The sequence below is a fragment of the Pollutibacter soli genome (assembly GCA_029269725.1).
GTDB classification, from domain to species: Bacteria; Bacteroidota; Bacteroidia; order Chitinophagales; family Chitinophagaceae; genus Pollutibacter; species Pollutibacter soli.
On sequence record JARJHS010000015.1, the window covers coordinates 1 to 24,122 of the forward strand.

Below are 24,122 nucleotides of genomic sequence, written 5' to 3' on the forward strand. Positions count from 1 at the left end.
GTTTGGCAAGGTTATCAACAGTTAACCCATGCAGCAAGTGTTTATGAAATAATGACTCAATAAATTTGGGTAAGGCTTAGCTGACGGCAGGCAGGCTCCAGTGTCATGGCTCCTGCCTAACAAAAAGTGAAGAGCGCATCCGCCCATTGGCAGCAGTGAACTGTAGGAAAATATGATTTAATTTCTTAAATAGACATTTCGAATAAACTAAATTCATTTTTATGGCAAACAATAGCGTATCATTACACAGAGTACTAAAAGCATCGCCCGAAAAAGTCTTTCGTGCATTTACAGATGCAAATGCTATGGCATCATGGTTGCCTCCCTATGGTTTTCTTTGTACTGTGCATGAAATGGATGTAACAATCGGTGGAAAATTCAGAATGTCGTTTCATAATTTTTCGACCGGTAATGGTCATTCTTTCGGCGGGAAATATGTCGATGTAAAACCCAATGAATTTCTAAAATATACGGACACGTTTGACGATCCGAATCTTCCCGGGGAAATGATTACCACGGTCTGGTTACAAAAAGTCATTTGCGGAACTGAGATCAAAATTATACAGGAAAATATTCCACCGATGATACCTGTGGAAATGTGCTACCTGGGTTGGCAGGAATCGTTGGAAAAATTGACAAAACTTGTTGAGCCTGAAATCCCTGATGCTTAGAAAATCCGAACCTGGCAGACGTGGTGCAGGAGGTGGCATTCTGATTATGCGATGAAGCATGATGTGATAACAAACAAATTTACAAAACATACAGCCATGCGGATACCGGTTATCATTTTCATATTGCTGCTTTCCCGTGCTTCAATTGCTCAGACTTACAGGCCGGATTTGCAGGATAAAAAGCAGACATCCTTAACCAAACGGAGTGTCAGCAACATAGATGAGAATGGTAAAAAGGGGATCAGGATTGAAGCCGGTGAAGGTGGAAACCTTTTAGTCCTGAACAATATTGTTTTCAGCAATGGTACGATAGAGTTGGATCTGAGAGGCCGCGATAAGATGGGACAAAGTTTTGTCGGTTTTGCATTTCATATTCAGAACGACAGCACATATGACGCAATTTACTTCCGGCCTTTCAATTTTTCAAATCCAGACACCCTTCGCCGATGGAGAGCTGTACAGTACATATCAAATCCTGAATACGACTGGAGCAAACTCAGGGAACAGTTTCCCGGGAAGTATGAGAATAAAGTGAATCCGGTACCGGATGGGAATGACTGGTTTCACTGTAAGATTGTTGTAAAAAACAAACAGGTAACTGTCTTTGTAAATAATTCTACCACACCATCGCTGGCGGTAATACAACTGAGTAACTGGAAAGAGGGGAAACTGGGGCTCTGGGTGGAAAACGGTTCTGATGGAAGCTATGCAAACCTGGTAATAATGAAAGAGTAGGAGAGAACCTTTATTTACATTGTATCGATCGTAACAAACGCACTGGGACTGATGTTTTGTTTCGTAACATAGCTCCAACGCAAACTCGCAAAGGTTTTAACCAATCTTTAGAAATAGTCTTGTTAAATACATTTATTGATCAAATACTTCCTTTCTTTGGGCGTTAGCAAAATCTGACTCTTAATCCAATGAAGATTACGACCATTACTGCTAAGCTCATTCTTGCTTTTTGTTTGTCATTTGCAATTGTGCGCGCCCAGGATAAATCCCCAGACAGAATTGCTGTCACAGCAAAACGAATGATTGATGTCCGGACGGGTAAGGAAATTACAGATGCTGTCATTTTAGTTGAAAAGAACAGGATAACCGGTGTTGGCTCCAATCTCAGAATCCCGGATAGTGCACAAATAATTGCTCTTGGCGATGTAACGCTTCTTCCCGGGCTCATTGATGCACACACGCATCTTCTTCATCAGTATTATTCAAAATATGGCGACGACAATTCCAACAGAATTCTTGAAATGACCCAGCTTGGTCCTGCAAAACGGGCTATGCTGGGTGTTCGTTTGGCGCGTGAAATGCTGGACGCTGGTTTTACTTCGGTGCGTGACCTGGGGAATTCCAGTGTCAATGCAGATATCGCTTTGAGAGACGCGATCAATAGTAATGATGTTGCAGGTCCGAGGATGTTTGTATCGACAAGAGCGCTTTCTCCAGTGGGTGGACAATTTCAGTCGGTTACACCGGAAGCCCAGCATTTATTGAACCAGGAATATGTTCAGATCAGCGGAACAGAAGAGGCAAGAAGAGCTGTGCGACAGGCCATTTACGACGGTGCTGATTGTATAAAGGTGATTGTCAATTCAGGTTCGCGCAGATTATCTGTGGAGGAGATAAAGGTGATTGTTGAAGAAGCAAAACGCGCAAATCTTCCCGTTGCTGCGCATGCAACAGACGGGGATGGTCCATCTATGATCGCGGCGGAAGCGGGTGTGAGTTCTATCGAGCATGCCTACACGATTTCAGAAACCGTACTTGCCCTGATGGCAAAGAAGAATATTTTTCTTGTACCTACCGATGCAGCCGGCGTTGCTAAATACCAGGAAAGAATAAAAAGGGCGCTGAAAGCCGGAGTACGAATTGCGATAGGCTCGGATATTTACTACGAATTTTCCGGAATGACACGCGGGCAGGTGAGCGTGGGCATGTACAAGACCTACCTCGCATCAGGAATGACCAGTATTGAAATTCTTCGTGCTGCGACAATTAATCCTGCCGAATTGATCGGGAATAATTCCATCGGCTCGCTTGAGGTGGGTCGGTTTGCGGATATCATTGCAGTAAAAGGAAATCCTTTGACTGATATCAGCGTATTGGAAGGAGTGGTTTTTGTGATGAAAGATGGAAAGGTGTATAAGAAATAAAAAATCGGTCTTAAAAATTCCGGGCAATCAATAATCAATGTACACATAGCAAAATATTAATCTGTGCCTTATACCTTGTAATCTCTTTATGCACATTCGGTCAGGCTGAACCTGGATTTGAAAAAATTCTCGCGCTCCGGTTCCCGCATAAATCATCCGTTGATGGAAACTGGGTTTATAATTCAGACATTGCTAGTATAAAAAAGATCGAAAAACAACTGGTAAAAGCAGTTTTTCCAAACATCGATTTTTACGACGTAATACTGACGAATTCATTTGGATTTGAAATTTACCAGGGAAGCTGCCTCATTTTATATGATAGAGTGTCTTCAAAAGTTGAATTGATTGAGCCAGTTTGGTATGGAGGTACAAACAAGTCGATTATAAAAAAAATTGTAGGGAAGAAATTTTCTGATCAGGCTTCATTACTGAATTTTCTGACAGAATTTCACGAATTAATGCTTGTAGGGTCCGGTGGGAAATACATAGCAACTTCGCTGTCAGAAAGGGTTGTTACTTACAATTTGGTACAGATTAATGGTTCTGCAAATACCGGATCAAATTCCGGGGATGATGTATGGCTTAAAATAAAGGTTCGTACAAGAAAATCCAGAATCGTCAGATACAAAGAAATCAACCGATGGTGATCGTTCAGTTATTGCCTGTTAGTATCACTGGTTTACTTCTGAATAGACATGGCAAGGTAGAATTTACCTCGCCGCGCCACCATCAATAGTCAAACATACGCCACTCACAAATGATGCTTCATCGGATGCCAGGTACAGGTAACCGTTAGCAACGTCATCCGGATAACCCCATTTTCCCAGCGGGATCTGTGCAATGCTTTGCTTTTTTACTTCTTCAGGCATTTTGTCTGTCATCGCGGTATAAATAAATCCAGGTGCAATGCAATTGACGGTGATATTGAATTTTCCAAGTTCCATGGCCCACACTTTTGTCATACCAATGATGGCTGTTTTTGTAGCAACATAATTGGTTTGTCCGAAATTGCCGCGGATAGCCACATTGGATGAAGCTGAAATGATGCGTCCGTAATTCTGCTCTTTCATGATCGGTGCAACAGCTTGTGTACAATTGAATACACCGGTAAGATTTACCGCCAGGACATCATCCCATTCCTGCCTGGACATTTTCAGCAATGTTCTGTCTTTGGTGATACCTGCGTTGTTGATCAGAATATCAATCCGGCCAAAATGTTTATGGGCCTCTTCAACAGCATTCAGCACAGCTTCTTCGTCCGTCACTGACACTTTTTGAAAAATAGCATCACAGCCTTCTTTTTTCAAAGCTTCCACGACTTCATTTCCCTGATCGGTCAGGTCCCACATGATGACCTTTGCTCCCTCGCGGGCGAAACGTTGTGTAGTTGCCAGGCCAATTCCATTCGCACCGCCGGTGATTAAGGCTACTTTGTCTTTCAGTCTCATGGATTACTGTTTTTATGCAATGTAATCAATGAATTAAAATATTTATTGCAGGAAAACTTTTTTTATATTGTTTGTCAAACTGCCTTAAGAAATATGAATCGGATACTGCTTGTTATTTTGATCATCTTTGTGTCATTCTCGCAAACGTTAGTTGCACAACCCGGAACACTAACCGAAGCTGCTCCGGAGGCGGGTGGTTTTTCCGGAAAACGACTTTCGCTGCTGGATTCAGGTATGAGCAGCTGGGTGCAGAAAAACTGGGTGAATGGGTCGGTGGCATTGATTGCTCGAAAAGGGAAAATTGTGTTTTATAAATCCTATGGTTATAACAATCCTGATACAAAAGAAGCCTTAAACAAAACCGGAATATTCAGGATTGCTTCACAAACCAAAGCAATCACGACAGTTGCAGCAATGATACTATGGGAAGAAGGAAAATTTTCGCTGGATGATCCAGTTTCAAAATTTATTCCTGCTTTTGCTAATCAGACTGTGCTGAATACATTCCATTTAAAGGATACAACATACACCACCGTTCCTGCTAATCGTCCTGTGACTATCCGGGATTTACTTACGCATACTTCGGGTCTGGGGTATCCGGGTATTGGTACTGCTGAAGCAAATGCGATGTATGCGAAAAAGCAGATTACCGGAGGTACGGGAACTAAGGAAGAGCGTTCGTTGGCGCAGGCAATGGATGTATTAGGTGGTACGCCTTTATTATTTCAGCCCGGAACAAAATGGATGTATGGACTCAGTACAGATCTGCTGGGATATCTCATTGAAGTCTGGTCAGGAATGACGTTGGAGGAATATTTTGCAAAGCGCATTTTCCAACCTCTGGGTATGGAGGATACATATTTCAATGTACCGGCTTCGAAAGCGTCACGGGTCGTTAATTTTTTTCAGCAGGATTCAACAGGCGTTACAAAGAAAGAAGACAAAGTCTGGGGTGGCACACTCGATCTTTCGTATCCTACTCAGCAGAAGAAATATTTTTCTGGCGGAGGAGGATTGAGTTCCACGATTTATGATTATGCTGTATTTCTGCAGATGTTGCTTAATCAGGGAGCCTATGGAAACACTCGTATTCTCTCACACAATACTGTCCGCATGATGACGATGAACCAGATCGGTGATTTGTTCGTCAATGGTTCAGAAAATAAATTCGGTTTTGGTTTTTCTATCATCACAGACAACGGCAGCAGACTGGGTCCGAGCCAGGCGGGTACATATGCATGGGGCGGTGTGTTTTCCACTTCCTATTGGGTCGATCCGAAAGAGAATATGTTCGCAATTATTTACAGACAAATGTGGGGGCCACATGTAACGGATACGGATAGGGCTTTTAAGCCGCTGGTATACCAGGCGATCAATGATTAGTTACACTCTGGCATTGAACTTGAAGGTTTACAGTTGAAAGTGGTAGCTGAGGTGCATAGAATGATATTGGTAACAGCTGTAAAAATCAGCATGTGACCAGAGAAACTGTCAAATAGATCGAATTTATTTCAGCCAGTTCACGACTAACAACCAGGAAAATCCCTATGATCATCATTTGTATTCAGATCAGACCACGAATGATCTGCAGGACCTATTAAAACATGGTTATAAAGAGTTTGAAATAAATGTGGCAAGGCCTATTATTGAAGAACGTTCAGAAAAAGTATTCCTGAATAAATACAAAAAAATGTCAACAACCTGCCAGAACGTTTTTCGCAAAGCAATGTAGATTCTGTGGGAATGATTGGCACTAAAGTTCATCACCGGTACCTGAAGAATTACGAATCTAATTTTTTAGATTGTTATGGCCTTGCTGAAGAATTTCTAAATTCTGTCTCGTTTAGTAATACTGTAGGCACCTGCATGTGTTTTCACCTTCTGCTGCTGTAATTTTCTCTGTTGTAAATGGTGTTTCATCCTTGGAAACGCCTACCGCGATTTAGTAAATTTGTAAAGATTGATGCCGGTATCGATCAAATCCATCAGCGGCTGCCGATGGTGAAAATTGTTAGCTAACACTTCGCGAAGACGAATGGATGTGTGGATGTAGTGCTGGGTACCCGGGCACATCCGCTATATCCATTTGTTTAAAAACTGGAGGTGGAGGTGGGGGAGGGAGGGCCCGCAGGGCTGGCTGTGGAGTCGCTTTTTGGGGTAGAAAATGAGAAATTATATCAGCATCAATCGGCAAATTCGAACATGATATAAAACCGTGCATAAGAAATTAAGATTTCAAATAGCTTTCCATTTCTTTTTAAAACGTTTTAATGTGTCTGTCATTAAATCAGTTGGACAGCAGATTATAGTTAAGCTTTCAAATCCAATGGTAATTTCTTTGCAGCGATAAAAAATAACACAGCCGAAAATAATTCGATCACAACAATGATAGACATCGCCCATCGCAATGATTCATTCTGCAACGAAGGTGCAAGCTTGTCGCTGATAAATCCGATCACCAAAGGACCCAGCCCCAGTCCAATGAGATTGAGGATGAAAAATAAAATAGCCGAGGTCATAGCGCGCATGGACGCAGGCACCAGGCTATGCGCCACAGCAATCGATGGACCCAGATACATACCTTGCAACGATGCACAGATGCCCAGGCAGACAATGGATACAACCGTTTGTTGAATGAATAAACCCCCTAAAGCAAAGAGACTGGCCAATACAACAGATACAGCAGGAATGCGCAGGTACAAACGTTTGTCATTTTTTCCATAGCGATCCGTCAGATAGCCGCTGAAGAATGTACCAAACGCTCCTCCGATCCCGAAAAACAATCCGAGCACAATTCCGATTTCCGTACTTTTCATATGGTGCAGTCTCGATAGAAAAGACGGCGACCAGTTACTCAATCCGTAAATACAAAAAACATTCAGCGCGGTAGCAAATGACAAATAAGGAAACGAGTTCGTGGAAAATAATTTTCTGAATACACTCAAAACCGAACCGGATTCATCGGCTTTTTGTGCATTTACATCAGTTGATCCTCGAAGAGGTTCTTTCACGGTAAAGTAAAATAAAAGCGAAAACAAAACGCCGGGAATGCCAAGTGCAAAAAACGCAGTTCTCCACCCAAGTGTTTGATTGAGGTATCCGCCCATCAGAAATCCGATCATGATACCAAAGTAGATGCCGGAAGAATATACCGATAATGCTGTTGATCTTTTCTCCGGAGGAAAATAGTCGGATATCATTGCATGCGCCGGCGGACTTCCACCCGCTTCACCAACACCTACGCCTATACGTGCCAGTAATAGTTGTAAAAAATTCTGTGCGCGGCCGGATAATGCTGTCATCAGACTCCAAAGTCCAAGAGAAGCAGCGACAATGTTCCGGCGACTTGTTTTATCTGCCAGTCTCGCAATCGGCAAACCCAAAGTCACATAGAAAATGGCGAAAGTAAATCCTGACAACATACCTAGCTGCGTATCTGAAAGTTTCAGTTCTTTCTTTATTGATTCCTGCAGAATGACGAGCAACTGACGATCGATAAAATTAAATATATATACCAGCGTAAGCATGGTCAGTACGAAGTAGCGATAAGAGTTGCGGCTTGAATTATTCATAATGCAAACGAAGAATACAGATAACCATTATCTTTTGGCATGGCGTTCCCTTAATGCAGATTTCAGGAATTTACCTACAGAAGTTCTGGGTATCGCATCTATAAATTCACATTCATCCGGCAACCAGAATTTCGCGAACATTCCAGAAAGAAATTCAATCAATTCCCTGGATGTCACCGATTGTCCTTCTCTCAAGACGACGTAGGCAAATGGCCGTTCGATCCATTTTTCATCTGGAATTGCTATGACTGCTGCTTCCAGAACTGCAGGATGACCCATCAAGGCGTTTTCCAAGGCGAGAGAACTGATCCATTCGCCGCCGGATTTGATTACATCTTTACTGCGGTCCTTGATTTCGATAAATCCATCATGGTCGATTGTAACGATGTCGCCTGTTTTAAACCAGCCATCATCGGTAAATTTTTCTCTTGATTGATCCTTGTAATATGATGATATGATCCATGGTCCGCGCACTTCGAGTTCCCCCATGGCAATTCCATTTCGGGGAATCAGTTCACCGGAATCATCTCTGCCCCTCGTTTCAACGAAGGGAACAGGCAGGCCCTGCTTAATAGCGTAATCATATTGAGTCTCCTTATCCTCATTTGATAGTTTGCTGGTGGTGACTGAAGTTGCTCCTAAAGGCGACATTTCCGTCATACCCCAGGAGTGGAGAACGCGAATACCATAACGTTCATCGAATGCCTTTACAAGATGTCGCGGCATAGCAGAACCACCCAGAATCATTGTGTGCAACGCCAGATCATGGTTTACCGGATCTGCATCAAGTCTGTTGAGCAGGCCCAGCATTACTGTCGGTACGCCGGCCGTAATCGTTACTCTTTCTTTTTCGAACAAGCTGATCAGGTTGTCTGCATCCAGATAGGGTCCGGGGAAAACCTGTGTTGCGCCGGTAAATGTGCAGGTATAAGGTAAGCCCCACGCACATGCGTGAAACATCGGCACTACCGGTAACAAAACATCTCTTTCGTTAACTCCTACATCTCCGCAACTGAACATGAATGCCATTGCGTGCAATACAACAGATCGATGTGAATACAAAACGCCTTTCGGTTTACCTGTCGTTCCGGAAGTATAGCACATAAATGCTGCGGCGTATTCATCTTCTTCAAAGGGTTTGAATTTTGATGCATCACCGCTGTCCACAACCTGTTCGTAGTTCAAATATCCATCGGGTATTGCTTCGTTTGTTTGTGGAATGACAATCACCCTTGATGAATTTACTGAAGACCTGAATTTTTCAAACAGTGGCAGCAACACCTGGTCCACAACCAGTACTTTATCTTCTGCATGATTAACGATATAGCTCAGGTCATCGTGATTTAAGCGGATATTGAGAGGATGTACAACCGCACCAATGGATGGCACTGCGAAATAGGCCTCCAGATGTTGATGATGATTCCAGCTCAGCGTTGCGATGCGGTCGCCTTTTTCGACGCCCAGTTCTGTCAATGCGGTAGCCAGCCTTTTCACCCGCAATGAAAAATCTTTGTAGGTGTATCTGTGAATTCTTTTATCCGGTAATCGCGTAACGATTTCCTTGTGAGAAAAAAGGGATTCTGCCCTTCGCATAATAGTAGGAATAGTAAGCTGATAGTCCATCATCAGACCTTTCATACGGCATAATCGTTTGTTGAGCCTGAATATAGTTCAAAAAATATTTTATCCCGAATTATCCCCCGGCAATGACGGCATGCGATGAGATTCAATGGACTATGATAATCATCGAAATCTTCACGTTTAAATCACGAAAATGCCTGTTGTTTTCAACGCATTTTCCGGCGAAAAAAGGGTGTCACACCTCCCAGGTTTATAAGACCTTCAAGGTCTAAAACCTGCCAGGTTTCTAGACCTGGCAGGTCTTATAAACCTGCCAGGTTTGAGAGACCTGCGAGGTCTTAATACCTGCCAGGTCTGAAATTCTGCCTAACTTCAAGGAATAGTATTTGCTTAGTCTTTTCACTTAGACCGCAGATCATAAGATTTTCATCACGTCGTTATTTTTCCGTTGATTGTTACTTTAAGAAACCACCTTATTTAAATACTTCACTATTCAAAATAGTAGGATGAATAAGTCATTATGGTGGTTCAAATTGACGTCAGTCTGCTTTTTCCTGGCATTGTCGTTCGCGTCAGCAGCCGGACAGGATACAATATCCATAAAATTCGATATTGAAAAAGAGGGGAAAATTATCGACAGCCTCGATAAGGAGTTTGCAAAACATTTTCTCAACGGCGACTCAGCAGCGATATATTCCATGTATGCAAGAGATGCGAAATTTGAAGACCTGAAAGGTGCTGAAATCCTGCAGTCCTGGGGAAAGCATATAAGAAATTCCATTGCGATGGACTCGCGAAACCTGGTGTTTACAATGACCTGTCTGTCGACAGACCTTGAATATCTGGTGGAACTGGGCATTTATGAATTCCAGGACAGCAACGGCGCGACCAAATACAAGGGAAAATATTGCGTCATCTGGAAGCAGGAAAATGGCATGTGGAAAATGTTTCGGAATATGGGATTGTAGATGACTTCACTAAATTGGAAATTCAAAAAAAAAGTATGCATTTTATGACGCTAACCAGGACAGTAATTTTATTGAAGAATACAAACCTTGAAGTAGATATTCGCCCTGCTAAAGCGATTCGTGAAAAACGAAAAGAAGAATAATTTTACATCGTTCAGTACTTCCCGCTAGCCATTCCGGAATTAACCAATTTCCAGTTTCCTTCAGAAATAACTTCAATGTTTCCATCAACTACTTTAATGGCAGTCTGGTCGTCGATCAGGTAAGATGGGATGTCGATAGTCTCTGCAAGCTTTTCGAGATTAGCGAGCGAATTCCCGGGAAACCATTCATGGTCCAGGTGAGGATGTATTGCAATATCAACTAAACCAAGACATTTATCGGAGCTGGCAGGAAGCGTATGATTTCCATATGTGGTACCATAACGGGTCATGATCATACTTCCGGCACTAAGCCCAATGTATACCAGGTTGCTGAATGATGGTAGTATTTCGGCTAGTCCTGATTGTTGCATCCAATAGGTTAGGTATTGACAATCGCCGCCGCCGACCAATAAAACGTCCGTCTGCTCAAGTAACGGAATCCAAAGTTCCTTTTTGATGCTGGGTAAAGCGGTGAGTTCAAGCAAGCCCAGTGTATTCCACCCAAGATCGCAGAAGGGGTCACCCAATGTTCCGCAGATCACTTTGCGTACGATCTCACCGCCATCAGGTATACCGTAAATCGCGGTAGGTACAAACAGAGCATTCGCTTCTGATACAGGTTTACCAAGGAGTTCCACCAATGCATAATGGATACTTGCATTGCTTATACCTGCGGACGTAAGAAGAAGTTTCATTTTTATTTACTTCGGATGAATGGTTGAATCTGGAAAGGCTGATTCAGGTTTTGAAAATATATTATAAATCGGGCCTGATCAACAAGGGCACTAATATTTCACCAAATGATTCATATATACATTACATCGCAGTCACACCACAAACGTTGGCGAATTATTTATGCATATCCGGTTTGCAAGGAAGTGTAACCGAGATAATTTTCTATATTTATTAAATCCCTCTTATCAATGTACCTGAAAATTCCTTTTTTATTTTTTTGCATGGTTGCTGTAGCACAGGGCTATAGTCAATATTCCCTGATTGGCAGGTGGCGTCGCGTTGACCCTGATCAGAAATTACAGAACACCAGCAATAAGAAGCTCAACAGAGGCGATCTTGAAATCAGGATTGATTCGACTTTTCATATTGCGGGAGACACTGTTACTAGCTCCAGCCTGCCTGGCTGGTATGTCGGTCAGGAATATCATGGGAAATGGGATTTAAGAGGTAAAAATGCGTTGACCTTATGGTTGAATCCCGGCGGGGATAAAATACCTGTAAACTATATTATCATTGAACTGACTAAACGTAAATTGGTATTAAGATCCTCACTACATCAGGATGATAAACACCATGATATTACTTACCTGCGTTTGTGATGAGGGAGTTGAATGAAAATCAGAGTGGCACCGAATTCCCTGACTTTTGTACTTTTACAATGCAATTTAACTTCTGTAGGAATTAAACATTCCTGTCATGAAATCCGAAAAGTCTCTTTTGGTATTCTTCCTGCTCGTTGTATACATTAGTGCCTGTAATCTGAATTCCTCCGCACCGGAGAAGGCATTTATACATGATCTTCACTTAAAAACAGGAGAAATTATTTCCTGCGGACCTCCTGATAAGGAGTTTGGTACTGTGAGTTTTGAAACATCCTGTGATGAAAAAGTGAAAGCTGACTTTAATACCGCCTTAGCGCTGCTTCATTCCTTCGAATATGATGAGTCAGAAAAAATGTTCGCTAAGATTATAGATAAATCACCTGGCTGTGCGATCGCATATTGGGGTGTTGCTATGAGTGTTTATCATGCTTTATGGGAGCCTCCGTCTGAAGCTGATCTTATAAAGGGATCCAAAGCTGTTTCCATTGCAAAATCGATCTACAATAAATCCGAATTGGAAGCCGGTTTGATTGATGCTCTCGCTGCGTATTATAAGCACTGGGAGAAATCCAACCCACGCGCAAGAAGTATCCAATTTGAAAAAGCTATGGAGGATGTTCATAACAAATTCCCTGCTAATAGTGAAGTGTCAATATTTTACGCACTGTCATTGAATGCCTCTGCAGATCCATCTGATGGCTCATATATAAACCAGAAAAAAGCAGGTGCGATTCTCGATTCGCTTTATAAAGTTCAACCCAATCACCCCGGAATTGTTCACTATATCATTCATACATACGATTATCCGGTGATTGCCAGCCTGGGTTTGCCTGCTGCAAAAAGATATGCGCAGGTGGCGCCTTCATCAGCGCATGCTTTGCACATGCCTTCACATATATACACACGTCTCGGGATGTGGGATGATTGCGCTGAAATCAACCTGCGTTCTGTTGAAGCTGCCAAATGTTACGCGCATTCCGCAGGAATAATGGGGCATTGGGATGAAGAGCTGCATGGACTCGACTATATCGTGTACGCATATCTGCAAAAAGGAGATGAAGAGGCTGCCAGAAAACAGGTGCAATACATAGAAACAATCAAGGAAGTCCATCCGGTTAATTTCAAAGTTGCATACACTTTTGCAGCTTCGCCTGCAAGGGTTATGCTTGAGAATAGAAACTGGCAGGGTGCTTCGGAACTGCAATTGCATCCTTCAGATTTCCCGTGGCAGAAATTTCCCTGGCAGGAATCTATTGTACATTTTGCGCGACTGTTAGGTGCCGTACATACAGGCGAAATGTCTGCAGCAAAAACGGAGCTCGCAACGCTGAGTGTATTAAGAGATACGTTGATTCAGCAAAATGATAAGTACAAATCAAACCAGGTGCAGATCCAGGTTAAAACCGGAGAGGCCTGGATTGCCTCGATGGAAAATAAACAAACGAAAGCATTGACTTTAATGAAAGCTGCTGCTGATATGGAAGACAGCGCATCAAAGCATCCCGTTACGCCGGGAGAGGTTTTACCCGCTCGTGAACTGTATGCTGACATGCTATTTCAGTTAAAACAATATGACCTGGCATTGCAGGAGTATGAAATGGCATTGCAGAAAAGTCCGAACCGTTTTAATAGTTTGTATGGTGCGGGCGTTGCTGCTGAGAAATTGGGTGATAAGGGAAAAGCTATCAACTACTACGAACAACTGGTATCTGTAGTCGGTTCCGGATCACATCGACCTGAACTCATTGCAGTAAGAGAGTTTCTGAAAACACACAATAGTAGTGTGCGGAAATGAACTATGCATTTTTATTTTCAATTGATTTCGGCTTCGTAGACAAACAAGGAATATGAGAAAAGTAATTGCTGTAATGAATATGTCTCTCGACGGATATTGCGATCATACCGAAATGATTGCAGACGATGAAATGCATCAGCATTATACTGATCTGTTGAATAGTGCCGACACCTGTTTGTATGGAAGAACTACCTACCAGCTGATGGAAGATTTCTGGCCAATACTGATCAGAAAACCGATGGGCGTGAAAGCGATGGATGATTTTGCTGTGGCGATCGACAGGATTTCAAAAGTAGTTTTTTCTCATTCATTAAAAAACGTCAGCTGGAAAACGGCAAGATTGGCAAAACACGATATCGAAGAGGAAATTGCTGAAATCAGGAAACAGCCTGGTGGAAATATCCTGGTGGGAAGCCCTGGCTTAATTGTATCGACGACGAATCTCGGCCTTGTTGATGAATACCAGATCAGCGTGCAGCCGACGATCATTGGAAAGGGTTTGCCGCTCTTTAAAAATATCCAGGAGAGAATCAATCTCAGGTGGATAAAGTGTAAAACATTTGGCTGCGGTGCAGTAACGCATTATTATGAAACGAAAAGAGATTAGATATGTATCGGCATTCATCCGTCCTTGTGATAAGCCCGGCAGATGTCTGAATGATACGATTGGGCTGGAAGCTGATTTTTTCGATCTTACCCGGGCGGTATCACCCAGGACGTTTTTATACAATTTACTTGCAATCATCGATCTATATTTGTCCGAAAGAAAAATCGACAATGGACAAATTAAAAATATCGTCTGCCCAGTTCGAAAATAAAAGTGGCGACAAGGCGTACAATCTTTCAGTCATCGACAAACTTTCAAGACAGGCCGCGGAAGAAGGATCGGATGTGATTGCCTTTCATGAATGCTCCGTCACTGGTTATACTTTTGCGATGCGTTTGTCAGAAGAAGAAATGCTTGAACTGGCAGAAGCCATACCCGATGGTGAAAGTGTGCAGCAGCTGATAGAAATTGCAGGAAGAAATAACATTGCAATTCTGGCCGGATTGTTCGAGAAAGATAAAAATGACCAACTGTTTAAAGCCTATATCTGTGTGGATAAAAACGGGTTGCTTGCAAAATTCAGGAAGCTGCATCCTTTTATCAATCCGTACCTGACCCCAGGAGATAGTTATTGTGTTTTTGAACTGAACGGATGGAAATGCGGAATACTCATTTGTTATGATAACAACATTATCGAAAATGTGCGCGCGACAAAACTACTCGGTGCAGACATCATTTTCATGCCGCATGTAACGATGTGTACACCATCATTGCGACCAGGTGCTGGTTTTGTCGATCCTAAACTATGGGAAAATCGTGAGATCGATCCTACATCATTGCGAATGGAATTCGACGGATTGAAGGGACGTGCCTGGTTAATGAAATGGTTACCCGCACGTGCATATGACAATGGGATATACGTCGTATTTTCCAACCCGATCGGGATGGATGATGATCAATTAAAGAACGGCTGTTCGATGATCCTTGATCCTTTCGGTGATATTCTTGCCGAATGTCGTATGCTGGGGGATGGTTTCGTAACGGCAACGATCACACCGGAAAAATTAAAACAATCCGGTGGTTATCGATATCTAAATGCAAGGAGACCTGATTTATACAGAGACATTATCGGAGTCGCACACAAGTCGGAACAAAAAGTTGTTTGGTTGAATAAAGAGAAAATGGAGTAGAAGACCAGGTGAAAAATTCAGTTGAAAAGCAATAGAGAGTATTCAATAAGATCTGAAGTCAAGGTAATTGAAATTGCATTTAAGTGATGATTTGAATTCTGTAGAATTTCCCAGGCGATGAAAGAAATACATTGTCCCGGAGTGATTTCAATGGCGCCAGCCTTCCGCTGCGGCAAAAGTGGACTTTTTAAAGCCGGGCGTTAAGCAAACAACATGTTATATAAAAACAGCCCGCCTGTATTATTAATGACGATGACGAAAAAATTCAATGCCCGGTTAACAAAGACGTTCTCGCAGTCGAAAAAACAGGTTGTCGAATGAAAACAACCATTGGTCGAAAAAGCGATTGTGCGACAGCGTTACTTTCTGGATAATGCAATCTATTGGATATCCCCGCGTTTTTTGATTTAGCCCCGCCGGGTTTACGCATTGAAAACTAACTAAAAGAAAAACATATGATTGTTTACGGAACCAGGAGCAAGGAACTTTCAAAAGAACATTTGGTTGATAAATGCCCCAATTGCGGAACACACAACAGTGTTGATGTTTATGTATTTCAAAAATATGCACATGTTTTCTGGATACCACTTTTCCCAATGAGTAAAATCGGTGTGAGTGAATGTTCGCATTGTAAACAGGTGGTCAGGAGTAAGGAGATGTCATCGACTTTAAAATCAAATTTCGAAGAGATTAAAAGTCGTGTCAAAACCCCCATCTGGACATTTTCCGGTTTGGCGCTGATAGCAATTATTATTACGGTTGGTTTCATCAGCGATAAAAAGAAAGACGAACGAAATGCACAATGGATTTTAACTCCACAGGCAGGAGATTTTTTTGAAGTTAGAACTGATACACGACAATACACGCTTTTTAAAGTTGACCAGGTGGAAGGTGATTCCGTGTTTATCCGAATGAGCAGTTACGAAACAAATAAAATCTCAGGTCTGACTGACCTTAAAAAGAAAGAATTTTCGGAAGATGTGTTTGGTTTTGCAAAGTCTGAGTTGCAAGACATGCTCGGTAAAGGTGAGATCATCGATATTGAAAGGAAATAACTGACAAACTATATTGCATTATTGCGACCACTCACAAATTTTCATTTGCTATCGGCGCAGTTCATAATTTTATGAGATCGGTTTGATTGTGAAAGTGAATCCGATCAGTTATGTCAAAAGCTGCAATTACCGGCATCGCACCTTTTTTCATCGTTAAAGATATTCGGTTGCATTGGCGTTTTACCGTGATCGTCTTGGCTTTGAAGACACCTTCCGGGGACCATCCGAAAACGATATCTTTTTCGGCATTGTGCAACGTGGCGCTTCGATGATATTTCTGAAATCGATTGGTGTGGATCCTGTTCCAAATTATACACGTGATAACAAACAGGGCATTGCGCGCGTTGGGATGCCTACATGCATTTCCCGATCCGGATGCACTGGCTGCGGAATTCACCTCCCGCGGTGTTGAATTTTTTCTGCCCCTCAACGACGATTATGATCAGGAAGATGGCTTACGAGGTTTTGAAATAAAAGACGCAGATGGATATGTGTTATATTTTGGAAGAACGAGAGAAAGATGATGCTATAAGATCCTTCCGCTTTCCACCAAAGTGCATTGCTCAAAAACAAAGGAGAATATTCTGTCGAAATAGCGTTTTTTTCACTTGTTTTTTCAAAAAATCCGTTCGAATTTGCTGAAAGCTCCCAGGTATCCGATACTTGCAAGTATCGGATACCTGGCGGGTTTTGCCGGATCAACTTTCAGGAGAGGTATACTCATATGATAAAAAACGAAAGCCAACAGAACTTTGATGTTAATTGCCCGGTAGTATATTGTTCTGCTTTCCGAATTGGGAACTAATGGAAAACACATTCTAATGGAAATGACTGACCTTGCCGCCTACCTGGTTATACTTTCTCTTTTTTGTTTTTCCCGAAATGAGCTGACGTTTAAGATCAGTGACAGCCTATCTTAATATCCCCACATTTGGTGGTAGTGTGATGCTGAATTATTTCCGATGTTTATGTTGCGTTAGCTATCATGCATTATGATAGAAAGAACCCACATTCCCACCGTACCTTAGTAGTGGACTAATTTAATGTCTAATAATAAAAAACAAATATGAACCCGAACAAAGTTTTATGGGAAAAAGGTGATTTCACAAAAATTGCTTCGACTATGCGTGACAGTGGCGAAGAGCTTGTGGCCAGTCTTGGCGTGAAAAAAGGCATGAAAGTTCTTGACCTTGGTTGCGGCGATGGCAACACTGCCATTCCGTTTGCAAGAACCGGTGCCGATATCATTGGAGTCGATATCGCGCAAAACCTGGTGGATGCAGGTAATGAAAGAGCAAGAAAGGAAGGTCTTGGCAATATCCGGTTTTTTGAAGGCGATGCTGCTGATCTGAATGGTCAGAAAGATGGAGAGTTCGACCTGACCTTCAGCATCTTCGGTGCTATGTTCGCATCAAATCCGTTTAAAGTTGCAAATGAGATGGTACGTGTTACAAAGAAAGGAGGAAAAATCATTATGGGAAACTGGATACCAAATGATCCTACATTGGTTGCCCAGATATTAAAAATCAGTTCTGCATATACACCGCCGCCGCCCGAAGGATTTATTAGTCCTATGACCTGGGGCGTTGAGAAAAATGTAATTGAGCGCTTTGGTGCTGCAGGTATCCCTGAAGAGAAGATTTCGTTCGAAAGAGCACTTTTCATTTTCAGAGCACCTTATTCACCAAAAGAATATGTAAGTGTGTTTAAGAATTTCTACGGCCCGACAATGAATGCATTTGATGCGGCTGCTAAAAACGACAAATCTGATGAGTTGCAGAAGGAACTGGAAGATTTGTTCAATAAACATAATACTTCTGCTTCAACTGACAAAACCGAAATCACTGCAGCATATCTAAAGGTGACTGTTCAGTGTTAGCGTGGTTTAATATCATCTGGTTCAATTCAGAATTCTAATGTCAGAATTCTGAATTGAACTTTTATCTTGTCTTTGAATCGATCTTTTCTGAAAAGACAGAACTAATAAAAATGGGCAAACATTTTCTGCAGGGCATTGACACGATCATTATCAGGGTTTCTGATATAGAACAATCAAAAACATGGTACACTGAAAAGCTTGGCATGTCTGTGATGTTTGAAGAAGAAAATACCAGGCTCGTCGTTTTGGATACTTTTGGCCCGACAAGTTTAACCATCTGGGAAACACCGGAGAAGATTTCCGTTAATCCGAATAGTTCTTCTTATCCAATATTTAAAACGCCCAATGCAGAAGGCTCGCGTCTTGAATTGATAAAACGTGACGTTAAAGCAGGAGAGATTAACACAGATGAATTTGTTAGTTCTTTTGTTTTTTATGATCCGGATGGTAATATCCTTGAGCTTTGCCAGGTACATTGATAAAAACCCGGTTGCGGAATTGAATGCTTTTAAAAATAAAGGGGATTTCAGCATCATTTAGTTAGTGATTTTCCGATGCGCCGTCTGCATTACTCTTTTTCGCCAGGCCTGGGATTAAATCAAGTCCAATGTGTGGGTGGCGAATTCCAACTACATGATTTATTCAATTCAACATTTCTTCGCGTCTTCGGCGTATATTTTTCCCCGCCTTCAGCATTACGGCTGTTCACCTGGCCGAAGGCTTTTTAATCTCTCATAAGGCTGCAGATCGCATTGCACTTCTCAACACCGCTGGCTTTTTTACTCCGGAAATCCTATTTTCATATCTCACTAATCACAAACCATGAGAATAACATTCTTCGTCGCTCTGCTCTCGTTCTCAACAAGTCTCTCTGCTCAAACAACAGCCGACGAGATACTCGGCATCTGGCTCACTGCAGGAAAAGAACCAGCCAAGATCCAGATCTATAAAACCGAAAATAAATTTTATGGAAAGATTGTATGGATGAAAAACCCCACCGAAGCAGGTGTCGTTCGTACAGACAAAAACAATCCAGATAAAAACAAACGGAGCCAACCCATAGTCGGACTACAGATTCTCCGAAGTTTTACATTCGACGGCAAAAAGGAATGGGAAGCTGGAACGATCTACGATCCGGAAAACGGAAAAACTTATAGCTGCTATATTTCATTAAAAGACAAAAACACGTTGAAGGTCCGTGGATATATTGGCGTCAGTCTGTTGGGCAGAACCGAGATCTGGAGCAGAAGTTCCCTGTGATCATTGCTATTGCCGGGAACATGTATATTTTTATAGCTGGTTGCTGGTCGAAAATCAGTACCTGCGTGTATTTATTAATAAATGAGATATGACAAGAAAATTTGCCCTGCTTTTCACCGCGTCTTTAGCATCTTCTTTTGTTTACGCACAAAGAACCAACTGGGATAGCCTCGGAAAAGAATCTGCAAAAACAGAAGTATATAGTCCTGTTCCTCCTAAAGTCACTCCAGGTGCAACACCTGCTGATGCTCCTTCAGATGCCATCGTTCTTTTCAATGGTAAAAACCTCGATGCCTGGTATGGTAACGATAGTACAAAAGCACCGGGCTGGACGATTGCTGATGGCATTATGACTGTTAATAAAAAATCCGGCGGTATCATGACCAAACAAAGGTTCATGGATTACCAGATGCATATTGAATGGAGAATTCCTTCAAACATCACAGGTAAAAGCCAGGCCCGCGGGAACAGCGGGATTTTTCTTGCTTACCTGGGCATCGAGAATACTTATTTCGAAGTCGGGTATGAAGTGCAGGTACTTGATAATTTCACCAACGAAACATATGTAAACGGCCAGGCCGGATCGATTTATAAGCAATCGATTCCTCTGGCAAACGCATGTAAAAAACCCGGTGAATGGCAGACGTACGATATCGTATGGCACGCTCCGCGTTTCAATGCTGATGGCAGTTTGCAGAAAGCAGCAACAGTAACGGTGATCCATAATGGAGTTCTGGTACAGGATCATTATGAACTGAAAGGAGACACTCCATGGATCGGCGCACCAGAGTACAAAGCACACGGCGCTTCTCCGATTCGTCTTCAGTCGCATGGCGACCCCAGTGAACCCGTGAGTTTCAGGAATATCTGGATAAGGACACTTTGAGGAGAATATAGAATACAGAATACGGGATACAGGGAAGAAAACTGAAAACAATAAACTGAAAATACCACCTGACATCAGGTAGTCTGAAAACAGGCAAGCGGATGCATTTCGCTCCGGGGAGCGTCCTGTTTGAATCTGAATTCATAATGCTCAGTACGGAAAACAGAAAAGAGATAAAGTTTACATAGAAGTTAGCAATTCACTGTACAGACGGCATTAGTTCTGTTAACCTGCCGACCGGCAAGCAGTCGGACAATTTCCGTAACGACAAAATTCTTCAGATTTCGTCTATGGTCACAGCGCTGCAGCCTTGAATCAGCCAGCCTTTAAAAAATGCAGGAGAACGCATTAAATTATTAATATTGATGTCACCTTTTAAATTTACCCAAAACATTTTTATCTCCTGACTTCGTAAAGCCTATTTTAAAAATGTCGCCTGAAAAATTCGCGATTACAATTCATATGGTATCAAGCCTCGATGGCTTTATTGCCAGAAAAGACAATAGTGTTTCCTGGTTTGATACGTCTGATCATTTTGAAAAAGGCGTAGATATCCCTGATGAAGAAGAATTCAACAAAACGGTGGACTGCTACATCATGGGATCACGTACTTATGAACATGCGCTTGAATTGTCCGGAAATTATGGATGGGCCTATGGAGAAACGCCGACAATTATTGTTTCTCAACGATCACTTCCGGTCAACAGAAAAAATGTTGAACTCTACAACGGCAGTCTGATGGAACTCATCGATTGTCTAAAATCAAAATATAAAAATGTCTGGCTCGTTGGTGGCGCACAATTAGCAAAGGAATTTATCAGACTGCATCTTGCAGATGAGTTAAGGATTTCAATTTTACCGATCATGCTCGGTGATGGTCTTCTGTTGTTTGATCACATCGGCATTGAACAATCATTGCACCTGAAAAATGTGACAGGATTCAGGAATGGAATGGTGGAGTTGTGGTATGAGATAAATAAAACAGGATACGGAATGCAGAATACAGGAACAGGAAGAAAGTGAAAACTGAAAACTGGGAAGAAGGCAATAAGCAAAAAAGAAAAACAGAAAGCAGTAACAGTAAGAAATCGTATTGCTAACTACTCAGTTCGCTTATTCTGCTATGTGCCTTCTGTGACCTACGTGGTTCAAAAAAGTTCCTTTGTTTTTTGAACCACGTAGTTCATATAGGTAACATAGGCACAATAGAAAGTTTTCAAGTGGTTAAGAAAATTAGAAAGGAGCTGAAAACAGGATGTTTTCTACTAAATGAGTGTTATCCACTATGTGCCTTCTGTGGTTAAAAAGAACTGAAAACTGAAAAACGGGCTGCTCAAAGCTGTAATCAGCGAACTATTCCCCCGTCTCATCATCCGGTGCATCAACAGGCTTGGATTGAGGGGATCCTTTCTGTCGTAAGAAAATAGAAAATATTACAATTGCAAAAACAGAAAGAAATTCACTCTGCCAGTTCTGAAATGATTCAAACCAAAATCTGCTCTTGCCTAAATACTGATGAAAAGTAACAGCAGCCAGTTCCTTCGCGGCGCGTTTTTCATTTTCATCTTTCAGACTTCCATATAAATGCAATGCGAACGATAGAATGAATAAAAAAAAGAAGGCAATGCTCAGGGAGTTCTTGTAGAGCTTTAAAATCAATCCTCCTCTCTTCACCGGCCACGGCGCGTCCTTTTTCTTAGGATCTGGTTCACGATCAACTTCCTCAGGTTCATCACAGCTTTTCGATTCTGATGAACCTTTCTGTCGTAACGAAATCGTCAGCAATACAAACAATCCCATCTGCAAAAATTCACTCTCCCAATTCTCAAAGGTCGCCTGGATGAAATGACCTGATTGAAGATATGCTCCCATCGATAGAGGAGCTTTGTTTTCTTCTTCCAGCTCATCGTTGTTGTGATTAAACCCCGTAAGGATTTGACCGCCGAGCGATAAAATAAATAATGCGATAAATACGATTGACAATCCGTTGTTGCGTATGTACTTTTTCATGACTATCGTATCGGATTACTAATTCTGTACCAGCAGGCATAAGTTTTGACCATATCACCATGTCCGGCTGATTAATCAACATTAAATAATCCAGATGGCAACCACAAAGAGTGCAACAAATTCCCCCAATCATCGATATTTCAGATGGAAGGCTGTAGAGTGCGATATACAAACCGAAAAAATTACCCCGGTCCGAAAAAAAATTCTTTTCGGACTTACGAAGAATTTCAATTAGTCATTTCAGACGGTCATAATCGGACAGTTTGCCTTTTCGGAAACAATTTAAACGTGTAGACTACGGAGGAATTCTCAATGAGAAATGGCCTGAGCGTTTCCATTTATGGATGTATTATAGATTTTCTCTTTACTCTACTCTCTTACCTCTGACACATAAAATCTTAAGACATGAAAGCAGCCGTGATACATGGTGCGAGCAAGATCAGTTACGATACCGTTGACGACCCGAGAATCGAAAAAGACAGAGACATTATTTTAAAAGTGACAGCAACAGCTATCTGTGGATCAGATCTGCATATTTATTCCGGTGGTATTCCGCAACCCAGGCCTATGGTATTGGGTCATGAATTTATGGGTATTGTCGAAGAAACAGGAGCTGCAGTCACCAATCTGAAACGAGGCGATCGAGTGGTAGTTCCATTTCCAATTGCATGCGGTCATTGTTTCTTCTGTGAACATCATTTACCTGGTCATTGCGAAAACAGCAATCCTATGAACTATGGACCTGAAGGAGGAGTAATGACCGAAAAGGGTGGTGCATTGTTTGGCTACACTGATTTGTATGGCGGATACAATGGAGGGCAGGCTGAGTATGTGCGCGTACCGTATGCTGATTATGGTCCGCGAAAAGTTCCGGATAACTTAACAGATGAGCAGGTTCTCTTCCTTACAGATATTTTCCCTACAGGTTATACGGGTGTCGACTGGGCAAATCTTCAGGGTGGAGAAACTGTAGCCATTTTCGGTGCAGGCCCTGTGGGAATAATGGCTGCAAAAAGTGCATGGCTGAAAAATGCAGGAAGGGTAATTGTTGTCGACACACTTCAGTATAGGCTTGATAAAGCCAGGCTCGCAGCGAATGCTGAAACTTTACTGTGGGAAGATAATGGTAAAAATGTAATTGAAGGTATCCGTGCAATGACGCAGGGTCGCGGTGCTGATGTGTGTATTGAAGCTGTAGGATTTGAACCCGAAAGAACTTTCTTCGATAAAGCAAAAGCATTGATTAATGTGGAGAAAGGTTCACCAAAAGTACTTGAAGCGTGTATGAGTGCGGTGAGACGTGGAGGTTTTGTGTCAGTACTTGGCGTATATCCGACGCCTTATGATAATTTTCCGATTGGTCAGTTTTTTGATAAAGGAATAACATTGAAAGGAGGACAGGCTCCTGCACAGAAATACATTGACCTTCTTTTGAAATATGTAGAAGAAGGCAAAGTAAAACTTGATGATGTCATCACGCATCGTCTCCATCTTTCAAAAATTTCAGATGGATATGAAATGTTTTATGAGAAAAAAGACAATTGCGTGAAAGTGGTATTGAATCCCTGGCAATAAATATTGTGCTTTCCTTACTGAGATGTTCAGAATTCCGCTGAACCCC

24 protein-coding genes are annotated in these 24,122 nt (G+C 42.0%); 18 read left to right on the plus strand and 6 right to left on the minus strand.

The genetic code is table 11. The features are described 5' to 3' along the window. The first annotated feature begins 221 nt into the window (after positions 1-221). The 4 genes from P2W82_RS23890 (at position 222) to P2W82_RS23905 (ending at position 3,477) form a co-directional block, all read left to right on the plus strand. Positions 222-671, plus strand: coding sequence for an SRPBCC family protein (locus P2W82_RS23890; RefSeq protein ID WP_336518483.1), 450 nt, complete (start codon positions 222-224; stop codon positions 669-671). A gap of 96 nt (positions 672-767) precedes the next feature. Then, a complete protein-coding gene (locus P2W82_RS23895; protein ID WP_336518484.1) occupies positions 768-1,406 on the plus strand; it encodes a 3-keto-alpha-glucoside-1,2-lyase-like domain-containing protein in 639 nt (212 codons plus the stop codon). 188 nt (positions 1,407-1,594) lie between these two features. Further along, on the plus strand, positions 1,595-2,830 hold the full coding sequence (locus tag P2W82_RS23900; protein ID WP_336518485.1) for an amidohydrolase family protein: 1,236 nt from the start codon (positions 1,595-1,597) through the stop codon (positions 2,828-2,830). A 323-nt stretch (positions 2,831-3,153) separates the two neighbouring features. Continuing rightward, complete coding sequence (locus tag P2W82_RS23905) at positions 3,154-3,477, plus strand: hypothetical protein (RefSeq protein WP_336518486.1); 324 nt, start codon at positions 3,154-3,156, stop codon at positions 3,475-3,477. Between the two features lie 63 nt (positions 3,478-3,540). On the opposite strand, the gene P2W82_RS23910 is transcribed toward P2W82_RS23905, so the two are convergent. Then, positions 3,541-4,278 carry a beta-ketoacyl-ACP reductase gene (locus tag P2W82_RS23910; protein WP_336518487.1) on the minus strand — a complete coding sequence of 246 codons (738 nt, stop codon included), beginning with the start codon at positions 4,276-4,278 and terminating at the stop codon, positions 3,541-3,543. 93 nt (positions 4,279-4,371) lie between these two features. Here P2W82_RS23910 and P2W82_RS23915 point away from each other — a divergent pair, with 93 nt between their 5' ends. Beyond that, positions 4,372-5,661 carry a serine hydrolase domain-containing protein gene (locus P2W82_RS23915; protein ID WP_336518488.1) on the plus strand — a complete coding sequence of 430 codons (1,290 nt, stop codon included), beginning with the start codon at positions 4,372-4,374 and terminating at the stop codon, positions 5,659-5,661. 926 nt (positions 5,662-6,587) lie between these two features. Here P2W82_RS23915 and P2W82_RS23920 read toward each other — a convergent pair. After that, complete coding sequence (locus P2W82_RS23920) at positions 6,588-7,850, minus strand: spinster family MFS transporter (RefSeq protein ID WP_336518489.1); 1,263 nt, start codon at positions 7,848-7,850, stop codon at positions 6,588-6,590. Positions 7,851-7,877: 27 nt separating this feature from the next. Beyond that, complete coding sequence (locus P2W82_RS23925) at positions 7,878-9,488, minus strand: long-chain fatty acid--CoA ligase (RefSeq protein WP_336518490.1); 1,611 nt, start codon at positions 9,486-9,488, stop codon at positions 7,878-7,880. Positions 9,489-9,937: 449 nt separating this feature from the next. Between P2W82_RS23925 and P2W82_RS23930 the strand changes: the two genes are divergently transcribed. Next, positions 9,938-10,399 (plus strand): nuclear transport factor 2 family protein, encoded by a 462-nt coding sequence (locus P2W82_RS23930; RefSeq protein ID WP_336518491.1) that lies wholly within the window; start codon positions 9,938-9,940, stop codon positions 10,397-10,399. Between the two features lie 154 nt (positions 10,400-10,553). Here P2W82_RS23930 and P2W82_RS23935 read toward each other — a convergent pair whose 3' ends face one another. Then, positions 10,554-11,237 (minus strand): Type 1 glutamine amidotransferase-like domain-containing protein, encoded by a 684-nt coding sequence (locus P2W82_RS23935; RefSeq protein ID WP_336518492.1) that lies wholly within the window; start codon positions 11,235-11,237, stop codon positions 10,554-10,556. A gap of 228 nt (positions 11,238-11,465) precedes the next feature. Here P2W82_RS23935 and P2W82_RS23940 point away from each other — a divergent pair, with 228 nt between their 5' ends. The 6 genes from P2W82_RS23940 (at position 11,466) to P2W82_RS23965 (ending at position 16,990) form a co-directional block, all read left to right on the plus strand. Beyond that, entirely contained in the window at positions 11,466-11,876 is a 411-nt protein-coding gene (locus tag P2W82_RS23940) for a hypothetical protein (protein ID WP_336518493.1), read from the plus strand. A gap of 97 nt (positions 11,877-11,973) precedes the next feature. Then, positions 11,974-13,674, plus strand: a complete 1,701-nt coding sequence (locus P2W82_RS23945) for a tetratricopeptide repeat protein (protein WP_336518494.1) — start codon at positions 11,974-11,976, stop codon at positions 13,672-13,674. A 52-nt stretch (positions 13,675-13,726) separates the two neighbouring features. Then, a complete protein-coding gene (locus P2W82_RS23950) occupies positions 13,727-14,281 on the plus strand; it encodes a dihydrofolate reductase family protein (RefSeq protein WP_336518495.1) in 555 nt (184 codons plus the stop codon). A 170-nt stretch (positions 14,282-14,451) separates the two neighbouring features. Continuing rightward, positions 14,452-15,411 (plus strand): nitrilase family protein, encoded by a 960-nt coding sequence (locus tag P2W82_RS23955; RefSeq protein ID WP_336518496.1) that lies wholly within the window; start codon positions 14,452-14,454, stop codon positions 15,409-15,411. 455 nt (positions 15,412-15,866) lie between these two features. Further along, the gene (locus P2W82_RS23960) at positions 15,867-16,466 is read left to right on the plus strand and encodes a zinc ribbon domain-containing protein (RefSeq protein ID WP_336518497.1); all 600 of its coding nucleotides are present in this window, start codon (positions 15,867-15,869) and stop codon (positions 16,464-16,466) included. 317 nt (positions 16,467-16,783) lie between these two features. Continuing rightward, positions 16,784-16,990: a hypothetical protein gene (locus P2W82_RS23965; RefSeq protein WP_336518498.1), complete on the plus strand. Its 207-nt coding sequence runs from the start codon at positions 16,784-16,786 to the stop codon at positions 16,988-16,990. Between the two features lie 92 nt (positions 16,991-17,082). Here the strand turns inward: P2W82_RS23965 and P2W82_RS23970 are convergent, their stop codons facing one another. Continuing rightward, the gene (locus tag P2W82_RS23970) at positions 17,083-17,283 is read right to left on the minus strand and encodes a hypothetical protein (RefSeq protein WP_336518499.1); all 201 of its coding nucleotides are present in this window, start codon (positions 17,281-17,283) and stop codon (positions 17,083-17,085) included. A 249-nt stretch (positions 17,284-17,532) separates the two neighbouring features. Between P2W82_RS23970 and P2W82_RS23975 the strand changes: the two genes are divergently transcribed. The 5 genes from P2W82_RS23975 to P2W82_RS23995 all read left to right on the plus strand — a co-directional run bounded on the left by P2W82_RS23975 (position 17,533) and on the right by P2W82_RS23995 (position 21,514). Then, positions 17,533-18,345: a class I SAM-dependent methyltransferase gene (locus P2W82_RS23975; protein WP_336518500.1), complete on the plus strand. Its 813-nt coding sequence runs from the start codon at positions 17,533-17,535 to the stop codon at positions 18,343-18,345. A gap of 110 nt (positions 18,346-18,455) precedes the next feature. Beyond that, entirely contained in the window at positions 18,456-18,824 is a 369-nt protein-coding gene (locus P2W82_RS23980; RefSeq protein WP_336518501.1) for a VOC family protein, read from the plus strand. Between the two features lie 343 nt (positions 18,825-19,167). Further along, on the plus strand, positions 19,168-19,605 hold the full coding sequence (locus P2W82_RS23985) for a DUF2147 domain-containing protein (protein ID WP_336518502.1): 438 nt from the start codon (positions 19,168-19,170) through the stop codon (positions 19,603-19,605). Positions 19,606-19,693: 88 nt separating this feature from the next. Beyond that, a complete protein-coding gene (locus P2W82_RS23990) occupies positions 19,694-20,491 on the plus strand; it encodes a 3-keto-disaccharide hydrolase (protein WP_336518503.1) in 798 nt (265 codons plus the stop codon). A 429-nt stretch (positions 20,492-20,920) separates the two neighbouring features. Then, positions 20,921-21,514 (plus strand): dihydrofolate reductase family protein, encoded by a 594-nt coding sequence (locus P2W82_RS23995; protein WP_336518504.1) that lies wholly within the window; start codon positions 20,921-20,923, stop codon positions 21,512-21,514. Between the two features lie 330 nt (positions 21,515-21,844). Here the strand turns inward: P2W82_RS23995 and P2W82_RS24000 are convergent, their stop codons facing one another. Next, positions 21,845-22,501 carry a DUF6766 family protein gene (locus tag P2W82_RS24000; RefSeq protein WP_336518505.1) on the minus strand — a complete coding sequence of 219 codons (657 nt, stop codon included), beginning with the start codon at positions 22,499-22,501 and terminating at the stop codon, positions 21,845-21,847. 405 nt (positions 22,502-22,906) lie between these two features. Here P2W82_RS24000 and P2W82_RS24005 point away from each other — a divergent pair, with 405 nt between their 5' ends. Then, positions 22,907-24,076: a zinc-dependent alcohol dehydrogenase gene (locus P2W82_RS24005; protein WP_336518506.1), complete on the plus strand. Its 1,170-nt coding sequence runs from the start codon at positions 22,907-22,909 to the stop codon at positions 24,074-24,076. Positions 24,077-24,122: the final 46 nt, after the last annotated feature.